The organism is Clostridium saccharoperbutylacetonicum N1-4(HMT), assembly GCF_000340885.1.
Classification (GTDB): Bacteria; Bacillota; Clostridia; order Clostridiales; family Clostridiaceae; genus Clostridium; species Clostridium saccharoperbutylacetonicum.
The window spans coordinates 5,081,275-5,097,697 of sequence record NC_020291.1; the positions used below are offsets into that span (position 1 = coordinate 5,081,275).

The window sequence follows — 16,423 nt, forward strand, 5'->3', positions numbered from 1 at the left end:
CCCTAATAGTTTATTATTACTATTTTCGTATAATTATATTAAAAACTGAATTGAAAAAGAAAAAAATAGCATTATTAATTTAAAATAAGTTGCAAGAGAACAAACATTCTTATATAATATAATTAGCGAATGTTTGTTCTACTCATTTCATTGAATAAGGATGTGTACTCAATATGGATTTAATGGATAAATTAAAAGTTCTATCTAATGCAGCAAAATACGATGTATCTTGTTCTTCTTCTGGTTCTAAGAGGAAAAATATAAATAATGGACTAGGAAATGCCTCAGAAAGCGGAATTTGTCACAGCTTTACTCCTGATGGACGTTGTATTTCATTGTTAAAAATATTATTTTCTAATGATTGTGTCTTTGATTGCAAATACTGTATAAATGGAGCCTCAAGAGATTTTTTAAGAGTAAGTTTTACACCTGATGAAGTCTGCGATCTAACTATTAATTTCTATAAGCACAACTACATAGAAGGCCTTTTTTTGAGTTCTGCTGTTATTAACAATTCCAACTATACTATGGAACTTTTACTTCAAACGGTAAAAAAATTACGCTTAGAAAAAAAATTTAATGGTTATATCCATCTAAAAGCAATACCTGGTGCTGATGATAAATTAATTCAAACGGCTGGTACATTTGTTGATAGAATGAGTGTTAATATTGAGCTACCGTCTAATGACAGTCTTAAACTCTTAGCGCCTCAAAAAAGCAAAGATAAAATATTAAAACCAATGGCAATAATTAAAAATTCTATAATTAATTACAGTGAAATGAAAAAATCAATAAAAAGTACACCTTTATTTGTCCCTGGTGGTCAAAGCACTCAGTTAATTGTTGGTGCTACACCTGAAAGTGACAGCAAAATAATAAAACTTTCTGAAGCACTTTATAATAAATACAGTTTAAAAAGAGTATATTATTCAGCTTATGTTCCTGTTATTAAAGATAATAAACTTCTGCCAGATATAACACATCCGCCTATGCTTAGAGAACATAGACTTTACCAAGCCGATTGGCTTCTTAGGTACTATGGCTTTAAAGCAAGCGAATTATTGAAAAATGACAATGATAATTTTGATTTGAATTTTGATCCAAAAACTCACTGGGCATTAGAAAATTTAAATGAATTCCCTGTTGAGATAAATAAGGCCACTTATGAAAAATTACTTCGCATTCCAGGTATTGGTGTGACTTCTGCCAAAAAAATACTTAAAATCAGAAGAGTTCATAATTTAACTTTTGAAGATTTAAGAAATTTGCGTGTTGTGCTTAAAAGAGCTAAATACTTTATTACTTGTAATGGTAAATATCAAGGAGATTCTTTATTTGATAATATTCATATAAAAAATAAACTTTTAAATCAAAATACTCCTAGAGGAAATATAAACCCAGATCAATTATCATTTTTTGACTCTTTTTCATATAAAGAACAAAAAACTAACTCTGGAATTATATTAGCAAATGAAAATACTATATTTAATAATTCTGCTTTCACTGCAAATAAAGAATTATCAAATATTTTATTGCCCCAAAGAATTAATTTAATTCCAGATAAAATAACTTCTATTACAGGAGAGTTTTAGTATGAAGATTTATGTATACGATAATACATTTGAAGGTTTATTAACTGCAATATATGAAGCATTTTATGAAAAAAATCCACTAGCAGCTTTTTACGCACAAAACGAACTAGATGCTCCACTTCTTCTTGGAGAAAACATTACAATTTTAACTAATCACGAAAAATTTAAAAAAGTTAAAAATGCAATTATAAATAAACTTGACTTTTTAGCTTTCAAAAAATTATATATGGTTTTTTTGAGTAACGAGAAAGAGAAAGGCGTTATTATCTATAAATATTTAAAAACAGCTTTTAAACTTGGTCCTGAGGTTCATAATTTTTTAAATATTAATGAAATAAGAATTGTTGATAACATCTCTAAACAAATCTCTTATGAAACCCATAGATTTGAAGGCTTTATAAGATTTAATTATATAGATGAAAAATTTTTATATTCTTCAATTGAACCTGATAATGATATTTTAGAATTACTTGGCGATCATTTTCAAAACAGATTTCCTAAAGAATATTTTATTATCCATGATATATTAAGAGATAAAGCTTTAATTTATAACACCTTTTTTTATGAAATAATAGAAATGACTAATGATACTTATGAAAAACTCAAATCACACAGCGATGATTATACTAAGCTTTGGAAAGCTTATTTTAAATCAACCACAATCGAAGAGAGAAAAAACCTACGCCTACAATCTAGAATGATGCCTAAAAGATACTGGAAGCATATATTAGAAACATAGGCTTGCCTAAATAACTCAAAATAGCCAATGCTCAATTTTCATATATTAATTGAGCATTGGCTATTTATCCTATTGAATCATCTTATTTTTATTAAGCATTACCATCTACTATAACTTCTAATTCCCCTGTTTCTGGGCTCATTATAAGTCCATGTACTTTTATATCAGATGGAATTAAAGGATGATCTTTTATCATTCTCACACTTTCTTTTATTGATTCTTCAACTGACTCAAATCCATGAAGCCACTTCTCAACATTAACACCTGCATTGTTTAATGTTGAAATTGTTTCTTCCTTTATTCCTCTATCTACCATCTTTTTAACAAGACTTTTAGTATCCAAATTACTCATCCCACAACCATGATGTCCTACTACAAAAACATCTTCTGCTCCAAATTCATAAACTGCAACTACTATACTTCTCATTACACCACCAAAATGGTGCATAACAGTAGCTCCAGCATCTTTAATTATTTTAGCATCCCCATTTTTTATATTCATTGCTTTAGGTAGTAATTCAGTAAGTCTTGTATCCATACATGATAATATAACCATTTTTTTCTTAGGAATTTTAGTTGTTATATATGCTTCATAATCCTTATTCTCAATAAACTTCCTATTATAGCCCAATATTTCTTCTAGTTTGCTCATTTGCCCCACGTCCTTACTTCATAAATTAATATTGATATAACTTTTCGTATTACATCAATATTAATTTAAGTTTTAATAATTGTAAAGTTAATAATTTTAAACCTAGTAAAATAATAGTTATTTATCAGTTGATTTTTGTAAAAATAAGTCAACATTGTCAATCGTAACTTCTGTATGAGCTGTTCTTATATATTTCCCTTTTTCCAACCCTTGCACTGAACTCATATCTCCATGTGTAGCTAACTTGTAAGCTAAATTAAAAATCGCATCTGCTTGTTTCCATGAATCATTTATAACAGTTCCAATCATCGTTCCTTTTTTTACAGCCTCTAAAGCCTTTGGAATTCCATCGATACCTATTACTAGTGGTTTATTCTTAATTCTGTTTTGACCTTCTAATGCCTGTATTGCACCAAGGGCCATATCATCATTATTACTAAACACCACTTCAATTTTATCACCATAAGTATTAATCCATTTTGACATTTTTGCAGTTGCTTGTGCCGATTGCCAATAAGCCGTATCATCAGCTACCTTTTCTAACTCAATTCCATTCTTCTCCATAGCTTTTATGCAATATTCTGATCTTATTAGTGCATCTTGGTGTCCAGGTTCTCCTTCTAACATAGCATATTGTATTTTTCCATCACCATTTCTATCTACCATTTGCTTATTTTTTCTATATGCATTAATTATTATATCAGCTTGCATTTCTCCTGCCTTTTCTGCTTCAGCTCCTACATAATATAACTTATTCCATCTATCTAAATCTTCTTCCACAGGTTCTCTATTAAAAAAGACAACTGGTATATTCGATGCTTTTGCCTTATCTATAATTGTTGATGCAGTTGTACGATCCACCATATTTACACATATAACATCATAATTTTGTGAAACAAATCTTTCAACCTGACTACTTTGTTCAGATGCACTGCCTCTTGCATCTAGTACGTTAATTATTATTTTATAATTCCCATCATTTTCTTTATCTTTAGCTATTTCTTCAATATTTTTTACAATTGTTGATATAAATGCATCATCTTGATTATATAAGGTTACCCCTATTTTTATTTCTTTAATATGATTATTATAATTGCTTATAGTTACATTTTTATCGCAGGCTGATAATAAATATATAATTGGTATTATCGTTAAGAATTTAGATAATTTCTTGATTTTTTTCACAATATCTCCTCCACAACACCATTCATTCAAATTCCAAAATTTCAACCCCAAAACTTACTATATCTTTATTTAATAAATGGAAATAACAATCTTTGATTTGTTTCTGAATACATATTATCTTTATTAATTACAGTTGAAGAAATTGAATTTTCATTTTCTTTTTTCTTATTCAATTTATCTACCGCTGTTTTTATTCCCAAATATCCTACATTAAACTCATTTTGAATAGCAGTTGCATTAATAATCTTATCTTCTAAAAAGGAAATAATTTTATTCGTACTTCCAACCCCGTAAACCTGTACATCTGCTATTTTTTTGTCTATATTTCCAAAATCTTTCTTTGTTTGAGCAATCCACTCTAATTCTTCAGAATCAAAAGCAACTATTACATTTATATTACTATCTTCTAATATTTTTTTGGTCTCCTCACGATAGGTTGATGGATTACTATCATTAAACTCCCAAAATATATAGTTATTTTTTGTGTTACTTAAGACGCTCATAAATCCATCATATCTTTCTTTTATGCTGCTGCACTCCAAGTTATTTTTCACAATCACAATATTATTATTCACATTACCATTTTTAACAACTTCTTCTGCTAAATTTTCACCAAGAGCATAATTATTACAAGAAATACTTGAAAGTTTTTGTTCTGACTTAATTGTTGATTCAATCATCACAACTGGAATTTTTCTCATTGCATTTTCTATAGGTTCCGACATTTTTTCATAATCAGTTGGTGCTATAACTATAGCATCAGCCTTATTTCTGATTTCCTTTTCAATGAGTTCCTTTTGCTCTATTGTACTATTATCCTCTGCTAAAGTAATGAATCTTATATTTACATCCATTTCAGATGCAGCTTGTTCTATTCCCTGCCTTATTATCATTGAGCTTTCACTGTTTTTCCCTCTAGTTATAACTGAAATATTATACATTCTCTTCTCTTTTTCATGCAATATAGTATCATTCATAAGAAGTACAAAGGATGTTATTAATAATAAAAATAGAAAAATAAAAATTCGTTTTTTTTTCTTTCTCACTAATTATCTTCCTCCCTCTTCCTTACTTCAGAATAATCAACGCATGGCATATGGATACTTATTGTCGTTCCTTCATCTGGTTCACTAAAAATTTTAAGTCCATAACCTTTTCCGTAATACAATTGTATTCTTTCATGAACATTTTTAAGTCCAATTCCTGAACTTTTCTTCTCATTTTCAGCTTTACTTTTAATTGTTAGGAGTGCATCTGCGACTTCCTGTGGCATTCCTAGACCATTATCTACTACATCAATAAATAAATCCCCCTCTTTAATATATGACTTAACTAAAATCTCACCGTCTCCACTCATGAACTCCATTCCATGGTAAATTGCATTTTCAATTATTGGCTGAATTATCAACTTAATACTTGCTAAATTTAAAGTATCCTCATCTACCTCAATATTATAAGTAAATTTATTTTTATATCTTATATTTTGAATAGTCAAATAGTTACGTGCATGCTCAATTTCATCTTTTACAGTTATTATATTTTTCCCTCTGCTCAAGCTTATCCTAAAAAGTCTTGCTAAAGCTGTTACCATGATAATAGCCCCATCATAATTTTCATTTTCTATCATCCAAATAATAGAATCTAACGTATTATATAAAAAATGTGGATTTATCTGAGCCTGCAATGCATTAAGTTCGCTTTTTCTTTTAGATTCCTGCTCAGATATTATATTATCCATAAGCGAATGCATTTGATTGACCATGGACCTAATTGCTTTTCCTAAATGCTTAGTCTCATAGGAACCACTAATTGATATTTCTACATCTTTAACTCCACTTTCTAGCTCTTTTACGCTTTTTTCTAGAGATCTTATAGGATTAGCTATACGTGATGATACAAGCATATTAAGAAATACAAGCACGCAAATACCAAATGATATTATAAATATTGCAAATATGCTCATTTGAGAATAATCAGAGGTTATATCCTTCATAGGAGTAACTCCAACAATCTTCCAGCCTGTATATCCTACAGTTTTAACAGTTACTAACCTTTCTTCCCCTTGAAAATTTTCTTCATGGTTTCCTTCTTCGTATGCAGCTGCAATCTTATTATTTTCTTCAATTAAATTTGAATAAATTAATTGTTGGCGTGGATGATAAATTATTTCTCCATCTCTATCAATTAAATATACATATGCTGATTGACCTAAACTTGCATTTTTACAAATTTGCTCAATACCACTAAAATTAATATCTACTAGCAAAACACCTGATGTAGTTCTCTTATTATTTGTAAGTTCTACTGCACGACTTAATGATACAACCCAATGATATTTATTATCTGGATCAATAAATATATTTTGCACATGCGGTGTTGAAAAATGTAGATTTTCTTTTCTACTTAATGCAGTATAAAACCAATCATTAACCCTTGGATCAACTGAGCTTTTCAACTTTCCTAAAGGTGATGCTGCTACAACTTCACCATCATTTGAAAAAACACATATGCTTGTAATAGAATCTTTATTTGCTCCATAAAGCAAATCCATTTCTTTATCTATACTTTCATTTGCTAAATCCTTCTTTTTAATAACATCATAATATGTTGTATCAGATATTCTCATCATATTATGCAGATAGTTATCTAAATTTAAATTAACTTGGTCAAGCATAGATTTGTTATTTTCAGCTATTATATCTTCGGTAGAATTTATAAATCTAAAATATAAGGCCCCACTAACAATTAACATTCCTATAACTGCAATTCCTGTAAAAGCAATTGAAATTATATATTTTATACTTGCATTCTTAAAATATTTAATTATTTTTTGTATTTTTTCCCTTATTAAATTAAGCATTGCAACTCACTCAACTCTTTCTATACTTTGACGGCGATACTCCAAACTTCTTTTTGAATACATAACTAAAATAATTTGCTTCTGGATATCCAACCTTTTCAGCTATCATATATGTTTTATCATCTGTTGTATTTAAAAGTTTCACAGCTTCTTCTAATCGTACTGTAGTAAGATAATTAACAAAGTTTTCACCTGTTTCTTTCTTAAAAATAGTTGAAAAATACGTTGGACTAACATGTAACCTCGAACAAAGCTTTTCAACAGAAACATCAGGATCTGAATAGCTCTCTTTTATATATTGCTTAGCCTTTTCAATTAGCAGCATAGAGGAATTAATACGTTCCTTTTTAATATAATCATTTATTTTAATAGCCTTATTTGTAATCCATTTCTTTACTTCATCTATTGAATCAAAAGCTTCTAGATAACTATAACAATTAAAATTCTCTCCAAAAATTTCATTGATATCTAGATTATAATTTTGAACTAATTTTAAAATAGATGTCATGATTTCCATCAAATAAATTCTATATTGATTAAATGGTAGGAGAAGATCTTGAAATTTTTTAAATAAATTATCTATAGCCTCTGTAATCTCTTCTTCTGAAGAAATTTTAATTGCATTCAACATTACACGCTCTTCTTGCTCATCTAACTGTAAATGAATAGAATTATCTGGTTCGACATCATCAATATAAATAGCTTTACCAGTTCCTAATATAAATCTATAATCTAAAGCATTCTGAGCACTTCGATATGAAAATCTCATTTCAGATGGATCATCGTAAACATAACCTATACCTGCTGATATATTTAAATCCATGATTCTCATATACTCTTTACAAATTTCATTTATTCCTTTAATAAATTGCAATATATCATTTTTTTCTATAAGGTTTCCAATAACTACTACCATATCTGAATAAATAAAACTTACGAATTTTGTATACTTATCCATAGTCTCATCTACCATTTTCTTTATTGAAATAGGTACTAGGGTAGGTTCTTTTTGAATTCCAGCATCTGCACTATCTTTATTATCTTCTAACATTAATACACCATCTGCTCTTATTAATGCTACAGATATATACTCATATTTAAAATCTATCCCTAAATTTTCCGATTGATCCTTCCACTGACTTCCACTAATTCGACCTTCAAGCATACCTACCAAAAATTGTTCTCGAATCACAGGCAGACTTTCTACATAATGCTTGTAAAGTGTTTCCAAGTTTCTCTTTTCATCATACTCTTTATCTAACTGTGATTTTAACCTTTGCAGTACCTCAATAAATTCTACAGAGTTAATCGGTTTCAAAACATATTCGACTACATTTATCTTTATTGCTTGATGTGCATATTCAAAATCATCACATCCTGAAAATACAATTATCTTTGTAGATGGCATTAATTCAACAAGTTTCTTTCCTAGCTCCAAGCCATCCATATATGGCATTTTTATATCCGTCATTATAACATCTGGCTGAAGTTTTTCAGCTTTTTCAAGTGCATCTTGACCATTTTCTGCATCGCCCACAACTACAAATCCATACGCTTCCCAATCAATTTTTTTTATAATTCCAAGACGAATTTCTTCTTCATCATCAACAATCATAATTTTATATAAATTCATTTAGTCACCTCCAACAGATGCATTAATCACTAAAATTTATTAATACAACTCTTGCTATTTAAAAACATATTTTTATAATAAATACTAAATTATTAGTGAAATCTTACAATAATCTAGATATATTATACATTAACTATTTAATTATTACTAGTATTATCGCAAATACCTATTTCACTAAATTACACACAAAAAAACAGGCAGATATCATAATTTTAAATATGATACCCACCTGTTATATATATATCTTATTTTCTTCTATACTTAGCCATATCAATTGCAACTGCAACTGCTATAATAATACCCTTAATAACTTGTTGCCACATAGGACTTACTGCTATAAATTGTAATCCATATTGAATTACTGTGAATATAAGTACACCACTTACTATTCCGCCTACTTTACCAACACCACCGTTTAGTGAAACACCACCAACAACACAGGCTGCGATTGCATCAAGTTCATAACCATTACCATAGTTATTAGTAGCACCTGCTGTTCTTGCAGCTTCTAGGACACCACCAACACCATATAGAAGTGATGCAAAGATGAATATTCCCATTATAGTTGCAAATACATTAACTCCAGAAACTACTGCTGCTTCACGGTTACCACCAATAGCATATACATTCTTACCAAATATAGTTTTGTTTAATATAAACCAAACTAAAATTATGAATACAATTGCAATTGGAACTAGGATTGATATTCCAGGAAAACTTCCTATCTGGAATAACTTTGTTTGACCAAGAGCTATAAAATCTGGACGAATACCACCAATTGGTTGTGATTTATTAGGTGGCAAATCAAAGTATAATGAAGTTACACCATAAACTATAACTTGTGATGCTAATGTTGCAATAAATGGATGCATATCGTATTTAGCTACTAAGAAACCATTTAACACACCAAATATAGCACAACCTATAACAGCTAATAATATAGGAATGATAACTGCCAATTGTGGCAAACCTGGGAAAAATCTATTAGCATAATCTGGGTTTTGTAACATTGAAGTTGAAATTACCGCTGCAAGACCAACCATACGTCCTGCTGATAAGTCGGTACCTGCAATTAACAATGTAAAACAAATTCCAAGTGCAACAATCATTTTAGTTGATGATTGCGTCAAAATATCTAAAAATACAGCATATTGCATGAAACGTGGTTGAATTATCATAATTACAACTACCAAAACTAACAATGCTAGAATAATTGCATTATCTGTTAAAAAGTTCTTTACTGTTTTGGCTGAAAAAACAACCTCCATATCTGCATTTTTCTTATCAAAAAATTGTTTTGCTCCATAAATAAGAAGAGCAATTCCAACCCCTCCAACATATATAGGTAAATCGTAAATTATATTGGGATCTAAAATAATATTAAAAACAATTCCAAGTATCACGAAAAAAGCACCAATACCTAAAAATATTTTTCCAAAGTCTTTTCTCGAAATTATCTTTTCTCCATTCATTTTATTATACCTCACTTTCTTTCTCCTGATAAAAATCTTTTGTTACTAAAATTATATTTATAAAGGAGATATCTATTATTTCATAAATTCTGTAGCAAGACTCATAACTTTTACTGAATCCGCTTCATTCTTATCTAAAATTCCTGTAACTTTACCTTCACACATAACCATGACTCTATCAGACATACCAAGTAACTCTGGCATTTCAGAAGAAATCATAATAATTGATTTGCCTTTCTTAACCAATTCCTGCATGATTGTATAAATTTCATACTTAGCGCCTACATCAATTCCTCTTGTAGGTTCATCCAATATAAGAATATCTGGATTAGTAAGAAGCCAACGTGCAATTAAAACTTTTTGTTGATTTCCTCCCGAAAGGTTTTGAATTAATTGTTCCATACTTGGAGTTTTAGTTCTTAATTCTTGATTTGACTTTTTAGCAGCTTTATATCTGCTGCCTTCCTGTAATACTCCAAATTTTGCATAATCTTTTTGACTTGCAATTACTGTATTATCTAACACTGAGAGAATACCAAAAATTCCACTTGCACGTCTTTCTTCTGTTAAAAGTGCAAAGCCGTTTTCTTTTGCATCTCTCGGAGTTTTAATTTTTATTTCTTTTCCATCCTTGATTATTTCTCCACTTTGTATTTCACGAAGACCAAATAAAGCTTCTACTAATTCTGTACGTTGTGCACCAACAAGACCACCAATTCCTAATATTTCACCTTTACATAGTTCAAAATTTACATGTTGGAATGATTTTTTTATTGGAGAACATAGATTTTTCACCTTCAAAACTACATCCTTAGTTGGTTCATAATCACTTGGTGGGAATCTATTGGTCATATCACGACCAACCATACGATTTATAATTAAGTCTGTTGTAAGATCCTTTGCTTCCCAAGTTCCTACATACTGACCATCTCTCATAATTGTTACTTCATCAGATATTTTTAAAATTTCCTCCATTTTGTGCGATATATATATAATGGCACAACCCTTTTTTTGTAATTGCTTTATAATCTTAAATAAGTGCTTAGTTTCATTTTCTGTTAATGATGAAGTTGGTTCATCCATAATAATAATTTTTGAATTATAGCTAACAGCTTTCGCTATTTCTACTAATTGAAGACTAGATGGTGAAAGTTTTCCAGCCAATATTTCAGGATTAATATCTAATTCAATTTCTTCGAATAATTCTTTTGTTTTCTTTATCATAGTTTTTTTATCAACAGCAATTCCCTTCATAGGAAATCTACCAAGCCAAATGTTTTCCATAACTGGACGGAAACGAATTGGGTGTAATTCTTGATGTATCATCGATACTCCTAATTCTAATGCTTGTTTTGAAGTATTTATCTCAACTTTATTTCCATCTAATATTATTTCTCCACCATCTTCATGATAAATACCAAAAAGACATTTCATTAAGGTTGATTTTCCTGCACCATTCTCACCCATTAGTGCATGTACACTTCCCTTTTGCACTTTGAGTGTTACATTATCTAGTGCTTTTACGCCTGGAAATACCTTTGTAATGTTATTCATCTCCAGTACATATTCACCCATAAAGCCATCCTCCTTTTTAATTATTAATGATTAACAAGTAATGATGAATAATTGTGGTTGAAATCACTTCGTAATTTCTTTAAGTATATATTTTGAAATTACGGAGTAATTTCTTCCTTAACCATTCACCATTAATCATTAATTCTTAATTTAATTTATTTAATATACTTTGTATAGTTATCTTGAGTAACTTTTACATAGTTAATCCATACATATTTTCCATCTGTTACATCATAACCAATATTTTCTTTGTTTATTTCTTTTCCTTGAGCAGCTGCTATTGCAATATTTACAGTTGCCTTACCTTGATTTTCTGCATCATTTAATACTGTTCCAAGAAGTGATCCTTCTTTCATAGCTTGTAATGCTGGTGCTGTTGCATCAACTCCAACTACTGGAATATATTTGCTTGCATCACCTTTGTTATATCCTTCAGCTTTTAAAGCTTCAACAGCTCCAAGAGCCATATCATCATTGTTACAAAGAACAGCTTCTATCTTGCCTATACCTTGACCAGTTATAAATGCTTTCATAAGGTCAGTAGCTTTTGCTTTATCCCACATTGCTGTATCAGCAGCAAGTTTTTGTGTTTTAAATCCAGCAGCTTCAATAGCCTTTATTGAATATTCAGTACGAAGAGTTGCATCTTGATGTCCTGGTTCTCCTTGAAGCATTACATATTGGATTACTCCATCCTTGTTTTTATCTGCTTCTGGATGAGCTTTAAAATAATCGGCTATAATTTCACCTGATTGAGTTCCTGATTGTTCAGCTTTTGCCCCTACATACCAAACTTTATCATAACCATTCATATCATTTTTTTCAGGTTCACGATTTAAGAATACTATTGGAAGTTTCTTTGCTTTTGCTTTTTCAATAATTGGACCAGCTGCAGTTCTATCAACTGCATTTATTGCTAAAGCGTTTACACCTTTTGTAATAAATGTGTCAACTTGCTCATTTTGAGTAGGTTGCTTATTTTGAGAATCCACTAATTCAAGTGTTGATCCTTTTTCTTTAGCTTGTGCTTCCATTGCAGAACGAACACCAGTCATAAATGTATCATCAAATTTATAAATAGCAGACCCAACTAACACTTTTGAGCTATCAGCTTGTTTAGGTGCTTCAGCAGTACCAGCTCCACCTCCACTTTTACATCCTGTCACAGTAGCTGCAACTAAAGCAGTAGTCATAACAATTGCTAATAATTTTTTAAACCTTTTCATTTTTTACCCCTCCATGTTTCATTAAACTATTGTAAACATAATTTATTTTTATACCGTTTACATATCTGATTATAAATTAATTTGTATTTACTCTCCATACAAAATTCTTCACTCTTTTATCGAAATTCTTATATAAACATATTAATTTTTAACTTTTTATATTTAATTTATTAATTTCTTATAGTTTCATATGAAAAAAACTGCTCAAAAATCTATTAAATTTATGAGCAGCCCTTCTATACTTTTTGCAATTATCAATGTTCAATACCCCACAGGGTACCCTTTCAGGGCATCAATTATAAACGAATGCTTATTTTCTTCGGAAATCTTTAAGTTTTGAACAATTCTTTTTTGCAGCATATATTATTAAATATTTAAAATCTAAAATCACGTTTTCCTTCATTTAATTCTTCGAGATGTTCTAATACAATTTTTCTAACTTTTTCATTTGGAATGTTAGGAATTTCATTTCTTATAACTTCTTCACCTTTTTTCTTTGTATCTTCTGAAGCATAATCTTCTAAATATTCTTTTAAAGTCATAAGTGCGTTAGGTTGACAACAGTTTGCTATTTGTCCTGCCTTTACAAGAGTCATGAATCTATCACCTGTTCTACCTTCTCTATAACAAGCTGTACAGAAACTTGGTATATGTCCTCTTTCAAGCAACCAATTAACAATTTCATCTAGAGTTCTATCATCATTGACTTCAAATTGTGCTGAATTTTCTTCTTCTTTTTCCTTTTCAACATAACCACCAACACTTGTAGATGATGCACCACTTATTTGTGATACTCCAAGCTCAAGAACTTTTTCTCTTGTTTTTTGTGATTCTCTTGTTGATACTATAAGACCTGTATATGGTACTGCAATTCTAAGTACAGCAACAATTTTTGCAAAAATATCATCTGAAATAGCATTTGAAAATTCTTCAGGATTGATATCATCAGCTGGCCTTATTCTTGGTACACTTATTGTATGTGGTCCAACTCCCTTAGCAGCCTCTAAATGTTCGGCATGCATAAGAAGACCGACAAAATCATATTTATACATATTTAATCCATACAATACGCCTATTCCGACATCATCTATTCCTCCATCCATAGCTCTGTCCATAGCTTCAGTATGATAAGCATAATCATGCTTTGGACCTGTTGGGTGAAGTTCTTCATATGACTTCTTGTGATAAGTTTCTTGGAATAATATATATGTTCCAATTCCTGCTTCTTTCAATTTTCTATAATTTTCTACAGTTGTAGCTGCAATATTTACATTAGCTCTTCTAATTGCTCCATTTTTATGTTTTATACTATAAATAGTCTTTATACTTTCTAATACATATTCAATTGGATTATTTACTGGATCCTCACCAGTTTCTAGTGCAAGTCTTTTATGTCCTAAATCTTGAAGTGCTATTACTTCATTTTTAATTTGCTCTTGAGTAAGCTTTTTCCTAGCAATATGCTTGTTTTTATGATGGTATGGACAATATGTACATCCATTTACACAATAATTAGAAAGATATAATGGTGCAAACATTACAATCCTATTTCCATAAAATTTTTGCTTTATTTCCTTTGCTAGTTTAAACATTTTTTCATTTTCATCGTCTAATTCACACTCAAGTAAAAGTATTGCTTCCCTATGTGATAGCCCTTTGTACTCTTTAGCTTTCTCTAAAATTTCATTAATAAGTTTTTTATTATTCTTATTTTTTTCAGCAAATTCAAGACTTTCTAATATTTCCCCATCATCAATAAATTCTGTTGCTACATTAGATTTAACATTATACATATCCTACACTTCTTTCTTTAAATTGGATTTTTACTAATCTTATCTTCGTTCTGATCTATGATTTTTCTCATCCAACTTCCAAAGGCAATTCTATTTTCCTGTTTTAGAATACATAGTTTTTACATTTATCCCTGGAACCATACCAAGTTTTCCTGACAATGAACTTATAACATCATTAGAAGCATCAACAACAATACTTATTATACTTATACCTTTTTCGCGATAAGGTATTCCCATTCTTCCAATCATGTATTGTGAGTACTCATGTAAAATATTATTGAGCTTATCAGTTGAATTCATATCCTCAACTATAATTCCTATCAATGCTATTCTTGTATCCATTTTTACTATTCCTTTCAAAACAAAATACCTATAATTACAAAAAATCCCTATACCAAATCAAGGCGTAGGGATTGTGTCTATGCTTAATTAATAATAACGCCTTTTCATTTGGGACGAACCCTCATGTATTTCAGAACGATTACGCTTATAAAATCTTTCTTTTTGGGATTCTTGAATTTCCCTAAAAGTCAGACTACAATATTATATTAACACAAAGATTTCTTTAAGCAAAGCTTTCATTAATTAAAATTTTAAATGCAGTTGCTTTTATTCAATCAAATTAAAAAAGTAACCAATTTTATTCCTAATAATAAATTAGTTACTTTTTGATTTATACTAAAAACAAATTACAATCCCACCATCATCGGCATAAACTGTACTAAGTCCACCACTTTCAAAAATAATAATATCCTTAAAATTATATCTATTGCTGATTTCTTCTTTAAATCTTTCAGCTTTTTCTCTTGCATTTACATGACCTATACCAATAACCTTATTTTTAAAGTCATTTGTTTCTTCACCTATCATTTCAACTAATCTATTAAAAGCTTTTTTCTTTCCTCTTACTTGTTCTCTAAGAATTATTTCTCCGCTTCCATTATCAGACATAATCGGAATAACCTGTAGCAATGTCCCCATCAGTGCCTTTGCATTGCTGATTCTACCATTTTTAGCTAAGTTATCAAGTCTTTCTAGAACAAATAACGTTCTCATTTCATCTATATATTTAGTAACCTTTTCTACTATTTCTTCGTTGCTAGCTTTTTCTTCAATTAATTGTTTTATCTTTAAAACAACTAAATCAGGTCCTGATACAGCTGATTGAGTGTCAAAAACATGAACAAAACTGTCTGGTAACTCTTCCTTAAGCATTTCCTTAGCAAGAAGAGCACTATTGTACGAGCCACTTAATTTACTAGAAATAGTTACAATAAAATTATTCTTACACTTTTTCAAAGCTTCTAAAAAGTCATTTGGTGATGGACATGCAGTTCCTATTTTATTTTTGCTGCTCTTCATTTTTTGAAGCAGTGAATTTATATCTAAATTTCTATCTATAATTTCTTCATCATCAATTAGTATTTTAAATGGTACTCTCTCCATATATTCTTCTTCATTTCCAAAAGCCTCAGAATTGAAGTCAACACAGCTGTCAACTATTATTTTGCTATTCATTATATTCCTCCATTTTATTTAATCTTTAATTTCTTATTAAAGTTATATATTCCAATTATCAATGTTAAATCATCAATTAATGAGTAAATTCCTTCAGTGTTTCTTGAATTGAAATGTACAATTTTAATTACAAATCATATATATATTGAAAATATGATTCTTCATAATAATTCTAAAA

13 protein-coding genes are annotated in these 16,423 nt (G+C 29.6%); 2 read left to right on the top strand and 11 right to left on the bottom strand.

The features are described 5' to 3' along the window. Nucleotides 1–173 precede the first annotated feature (173 nt). Together CSPA_RS22620 and CSPA_RS22625 are read left to right on the top strand one after the other, a co-directional pair. A complete protein-coding gene (locus CSPA_RS22620) occupies nucleotides 174–1,592 on the top strand; it encodes a putative DNA modification/repair radical SAM protein (protein WP_015394723.1) in 1,419 nt (472 codons plus the stop codon). Between the two features lies 1 nt (nucleotide 1,593). Beyond that, on the top strand, nucleotides 1,594–2,331 hold the full coding sequence (locus CSPA_RS22625; RefSeq protein ID WP_015394724.1) for a TIGR03915 family putative DNA repair protein: 738 nt from the start codon (nucleotides 1,594–1,596) through the stop codon (nucleotides 2,329–2,331). 91 nt (nucleotides 2,332–2,422) lie between these two features. Here the strand turns inward: CSPA_RS22625 and CSPA_RS22630 are convergent, their stop codons facing one another. The 11 genes from CSPA_RS22630 to CSPA_RS22680 form a co-directional block, all read right to left on the bottom strand. Further along, a complete protein-coding gene (locus CSPA_RS22630; protein WP_015394725.1) occupies nucleotides 2,423–2,983 on the bottom strand; it encodes a beta-class carbonic anhydrase in 561 nt (186 codons plus the stop codon). Between the two features lie 117 nt (nucleotides 2,984–3,100). Next, nucleotides 3,101–4,168 (bottom strand): galactose ABC transporter substrate-binding protein, encoded by a 1,068-nt coding sequence (locus CSPA_RS22635; protein ID WP_015394726.1) that lies wholly within the window; start codon nucleotides 4,166–4,168, stop codon nucleotides 3,101–3,103. A gap of 65 nt (nucleotides 4,169–4,233) precedes the next feature. Next, nucleotides 4,234–5,214 carry a substrate-binding domain-containing protein gene (locus tag CSPA_RS22640; protein WP_015394727.1) on the bottom strand — a complete coding sequence of 327 codons (981 nt, stop codon included), beginning with the start codon at nucleotides 5,212–5,214 and terminating at the stop codon, nucleotides 4,234–4,236. Next, entirely contained in the window at nucleotides 5,214–7,028 is a 1,815-nt protein-coding gene (locus CSPA_RS22645) for a sensor histidine kinase (RefSeq protein ID WP_015394728.1), read from the bottom strand. The genes CSPA_RS22640 and CSPA_RS22645 overlap by 1 nt, the downstream gene beginning before the upstream one ends. A 10-nt stretch (nucleotides 7,029–7,038) precedes the next feature. Continuing rightward, a complete protein-coding gene (locus CSPA_RS22650; protein WP_015394729.1) occupies nucleotides 7,039–8,661 on the bottom strand; it encodes a response regulator in 1,623 nt (540 codons plus the stop codon). A gap of 245 nt (nucleotides 8,662–8,906) precedes the next feature. Next, nucleotides 8,907–10,133: a galactose/methyl galactoside ABC transporter permease MglC gene (mglC, locus tag CSPA_RS22655; protein ID WP_015394730.1), complete on the bottom strand. Its 1,227-nt coding sequence runs from the start codon at nucleotides 10,131–10,133 to the stop codon at nucleotides 8,907–8,909. 75 nt (nucleotides 10,134–10,208) lie between these two features. Beyond that, nucleotides 10,209–11,708, bottom strand: coding sequence for a sugar ABC transporter ATP-binding protein (locus CSPA_RS22660; RefSeq protein WP_015394731.1), 1,500 nt, complete (start codon nucleotides 11,706–11,708; stop codon nucleotides 10,209–10,211). A gap of 155 nt (nucleotides 11,709–11,863) precedes the next feature. Further along, complete coding sequence (locus tag CSPA_RS22665) at nucleotides 11,864–12,934, bottom strand: galactose ABC transporter substrate-binding protein (protein WP_015394732.1); 1,071 nt, start codon at nucleotides 12,932–12,934, stop codon at nucleotides 11,864–11,866. A gap of 374 nt (nucleotides 12,935–13,308) precedes the next feature. After that, nucleotides 13,309–14,727 (bottom strand): [FeFe] hydrogenase H-cluster radical SAM maturase HydG, encoded by a 1,419-nt coding sequence (hydG, locus tag CSPA_RS22670; RefSeq protein ID WP_015394733.1) that lies wholly within the window; start codon nucleotides 14,725–14,727, stop codon nucleotides 13,309–13,311. Nucleotides 14,728–14,817: 90 nt separating this feature from the next. Further along, entirely contained in the window at nucleotides 14,818–15,069 is a 252-nt protein-coding gene (locus CSPA_RS22675) for a TM1266 family iron-only hydrogenase system putative regulator (protein WP_015394734.1), read from the bottom strand. A gap of 336 nt (nucleotides 15,070–15,405) precedes the next feature. Beyond that, nucleotides 15,406–16,245 (bottom strand): DegV family protein, encoded by an 840-nt coding sequence (locus CSPA_RS22680; RefSeq protein WP_015394735.1) that lies wholly within the window; start codon nucleotides 16,243–16,245, stop codon nucleotides 15,406–15,408. Nucleotides 16,246–16,423: the final 178 nt, after the last annotated feature.

Excerpts from the sequence above, each read along its gene's own strand:
- CSPA_RS22625 (WP_015394724.1), top strand. The coding sequence starts at position 1,594 with ATGAAGATTTATGTATACGATAATACATTTGAAGGTTTATTAACTGCA.
- CSPA_RS22645 (WP_015394728.1), bottom strand. The coding sequence starts at position 7,028 with ATGCTTAATTTAATAAGGGAAAAAATACAAAAAATAATTAAATATTTT.
- CSPA_RS22650 (WP_015394729.1), bottom strand. The coding sequence starts at position 8,661 with ATGAATTTATATAAAATTATGATTGTTGATGATGAAGAAGAAATTCGT.
- CSPA_RS22675 (WP_015394734.1), bottom strand. The coding sequence starts at position 15,069 with ATGGATACAAGAATAGCATTGATAGGAATTATAGTTGAGGATATGAAT.
- CSPA_RS22660 (WP_015394731.1), bottom strand. The coding sequence starts at position 11,708 with ATGGGTGAATATGTACTGGAGATGAATAACATTACAAAGGTATTTCCA.
- CSPA_RS22665 (WP_015394732.1), bottom strand. The coding sequence starts at position 12,934 with ATGAAAAGGTTTAAAAAATTATTAGCAATTGTTATGACTACTGCTTTA.
- CSPA_RS22680 (WP_015394735.1), bottom strand. The coding sequence starts at position 16,245 with ATGAATAGCAAAATAATAGTTGACAGCTGTGTTGACTTCAATTCTGAG.
- CSPA_RS22620 (WP_015394723.1), top strand. The coding sequence starts at position 174 with ATGGATTTAATGGATAAATTAAAAGTTCTATCTAATGCAGCAAAATAC.
- CSPA_RS22630 (WP_015394725.1), bottom strand. The coding sequence starts at position 2,983 with ATGAGCAAACTAGAAGAAATATTGGGCTATAATAGGAAGTTTATTGAG.
- mglC (WP_015394730.1), bottom strand. The coding sequence starts at position 10,133 with ATGAATGGAGAAAAGATAATTTCGAGAAAAGACTTTGGAAAAATATTT.
- hydG (WP_015394733.1), bottom strand. The coding sequence starts at position 14,727 with ATGTATAATGTTAAATCTAATGTAGCAACAGAATTTATTGATGATGGG.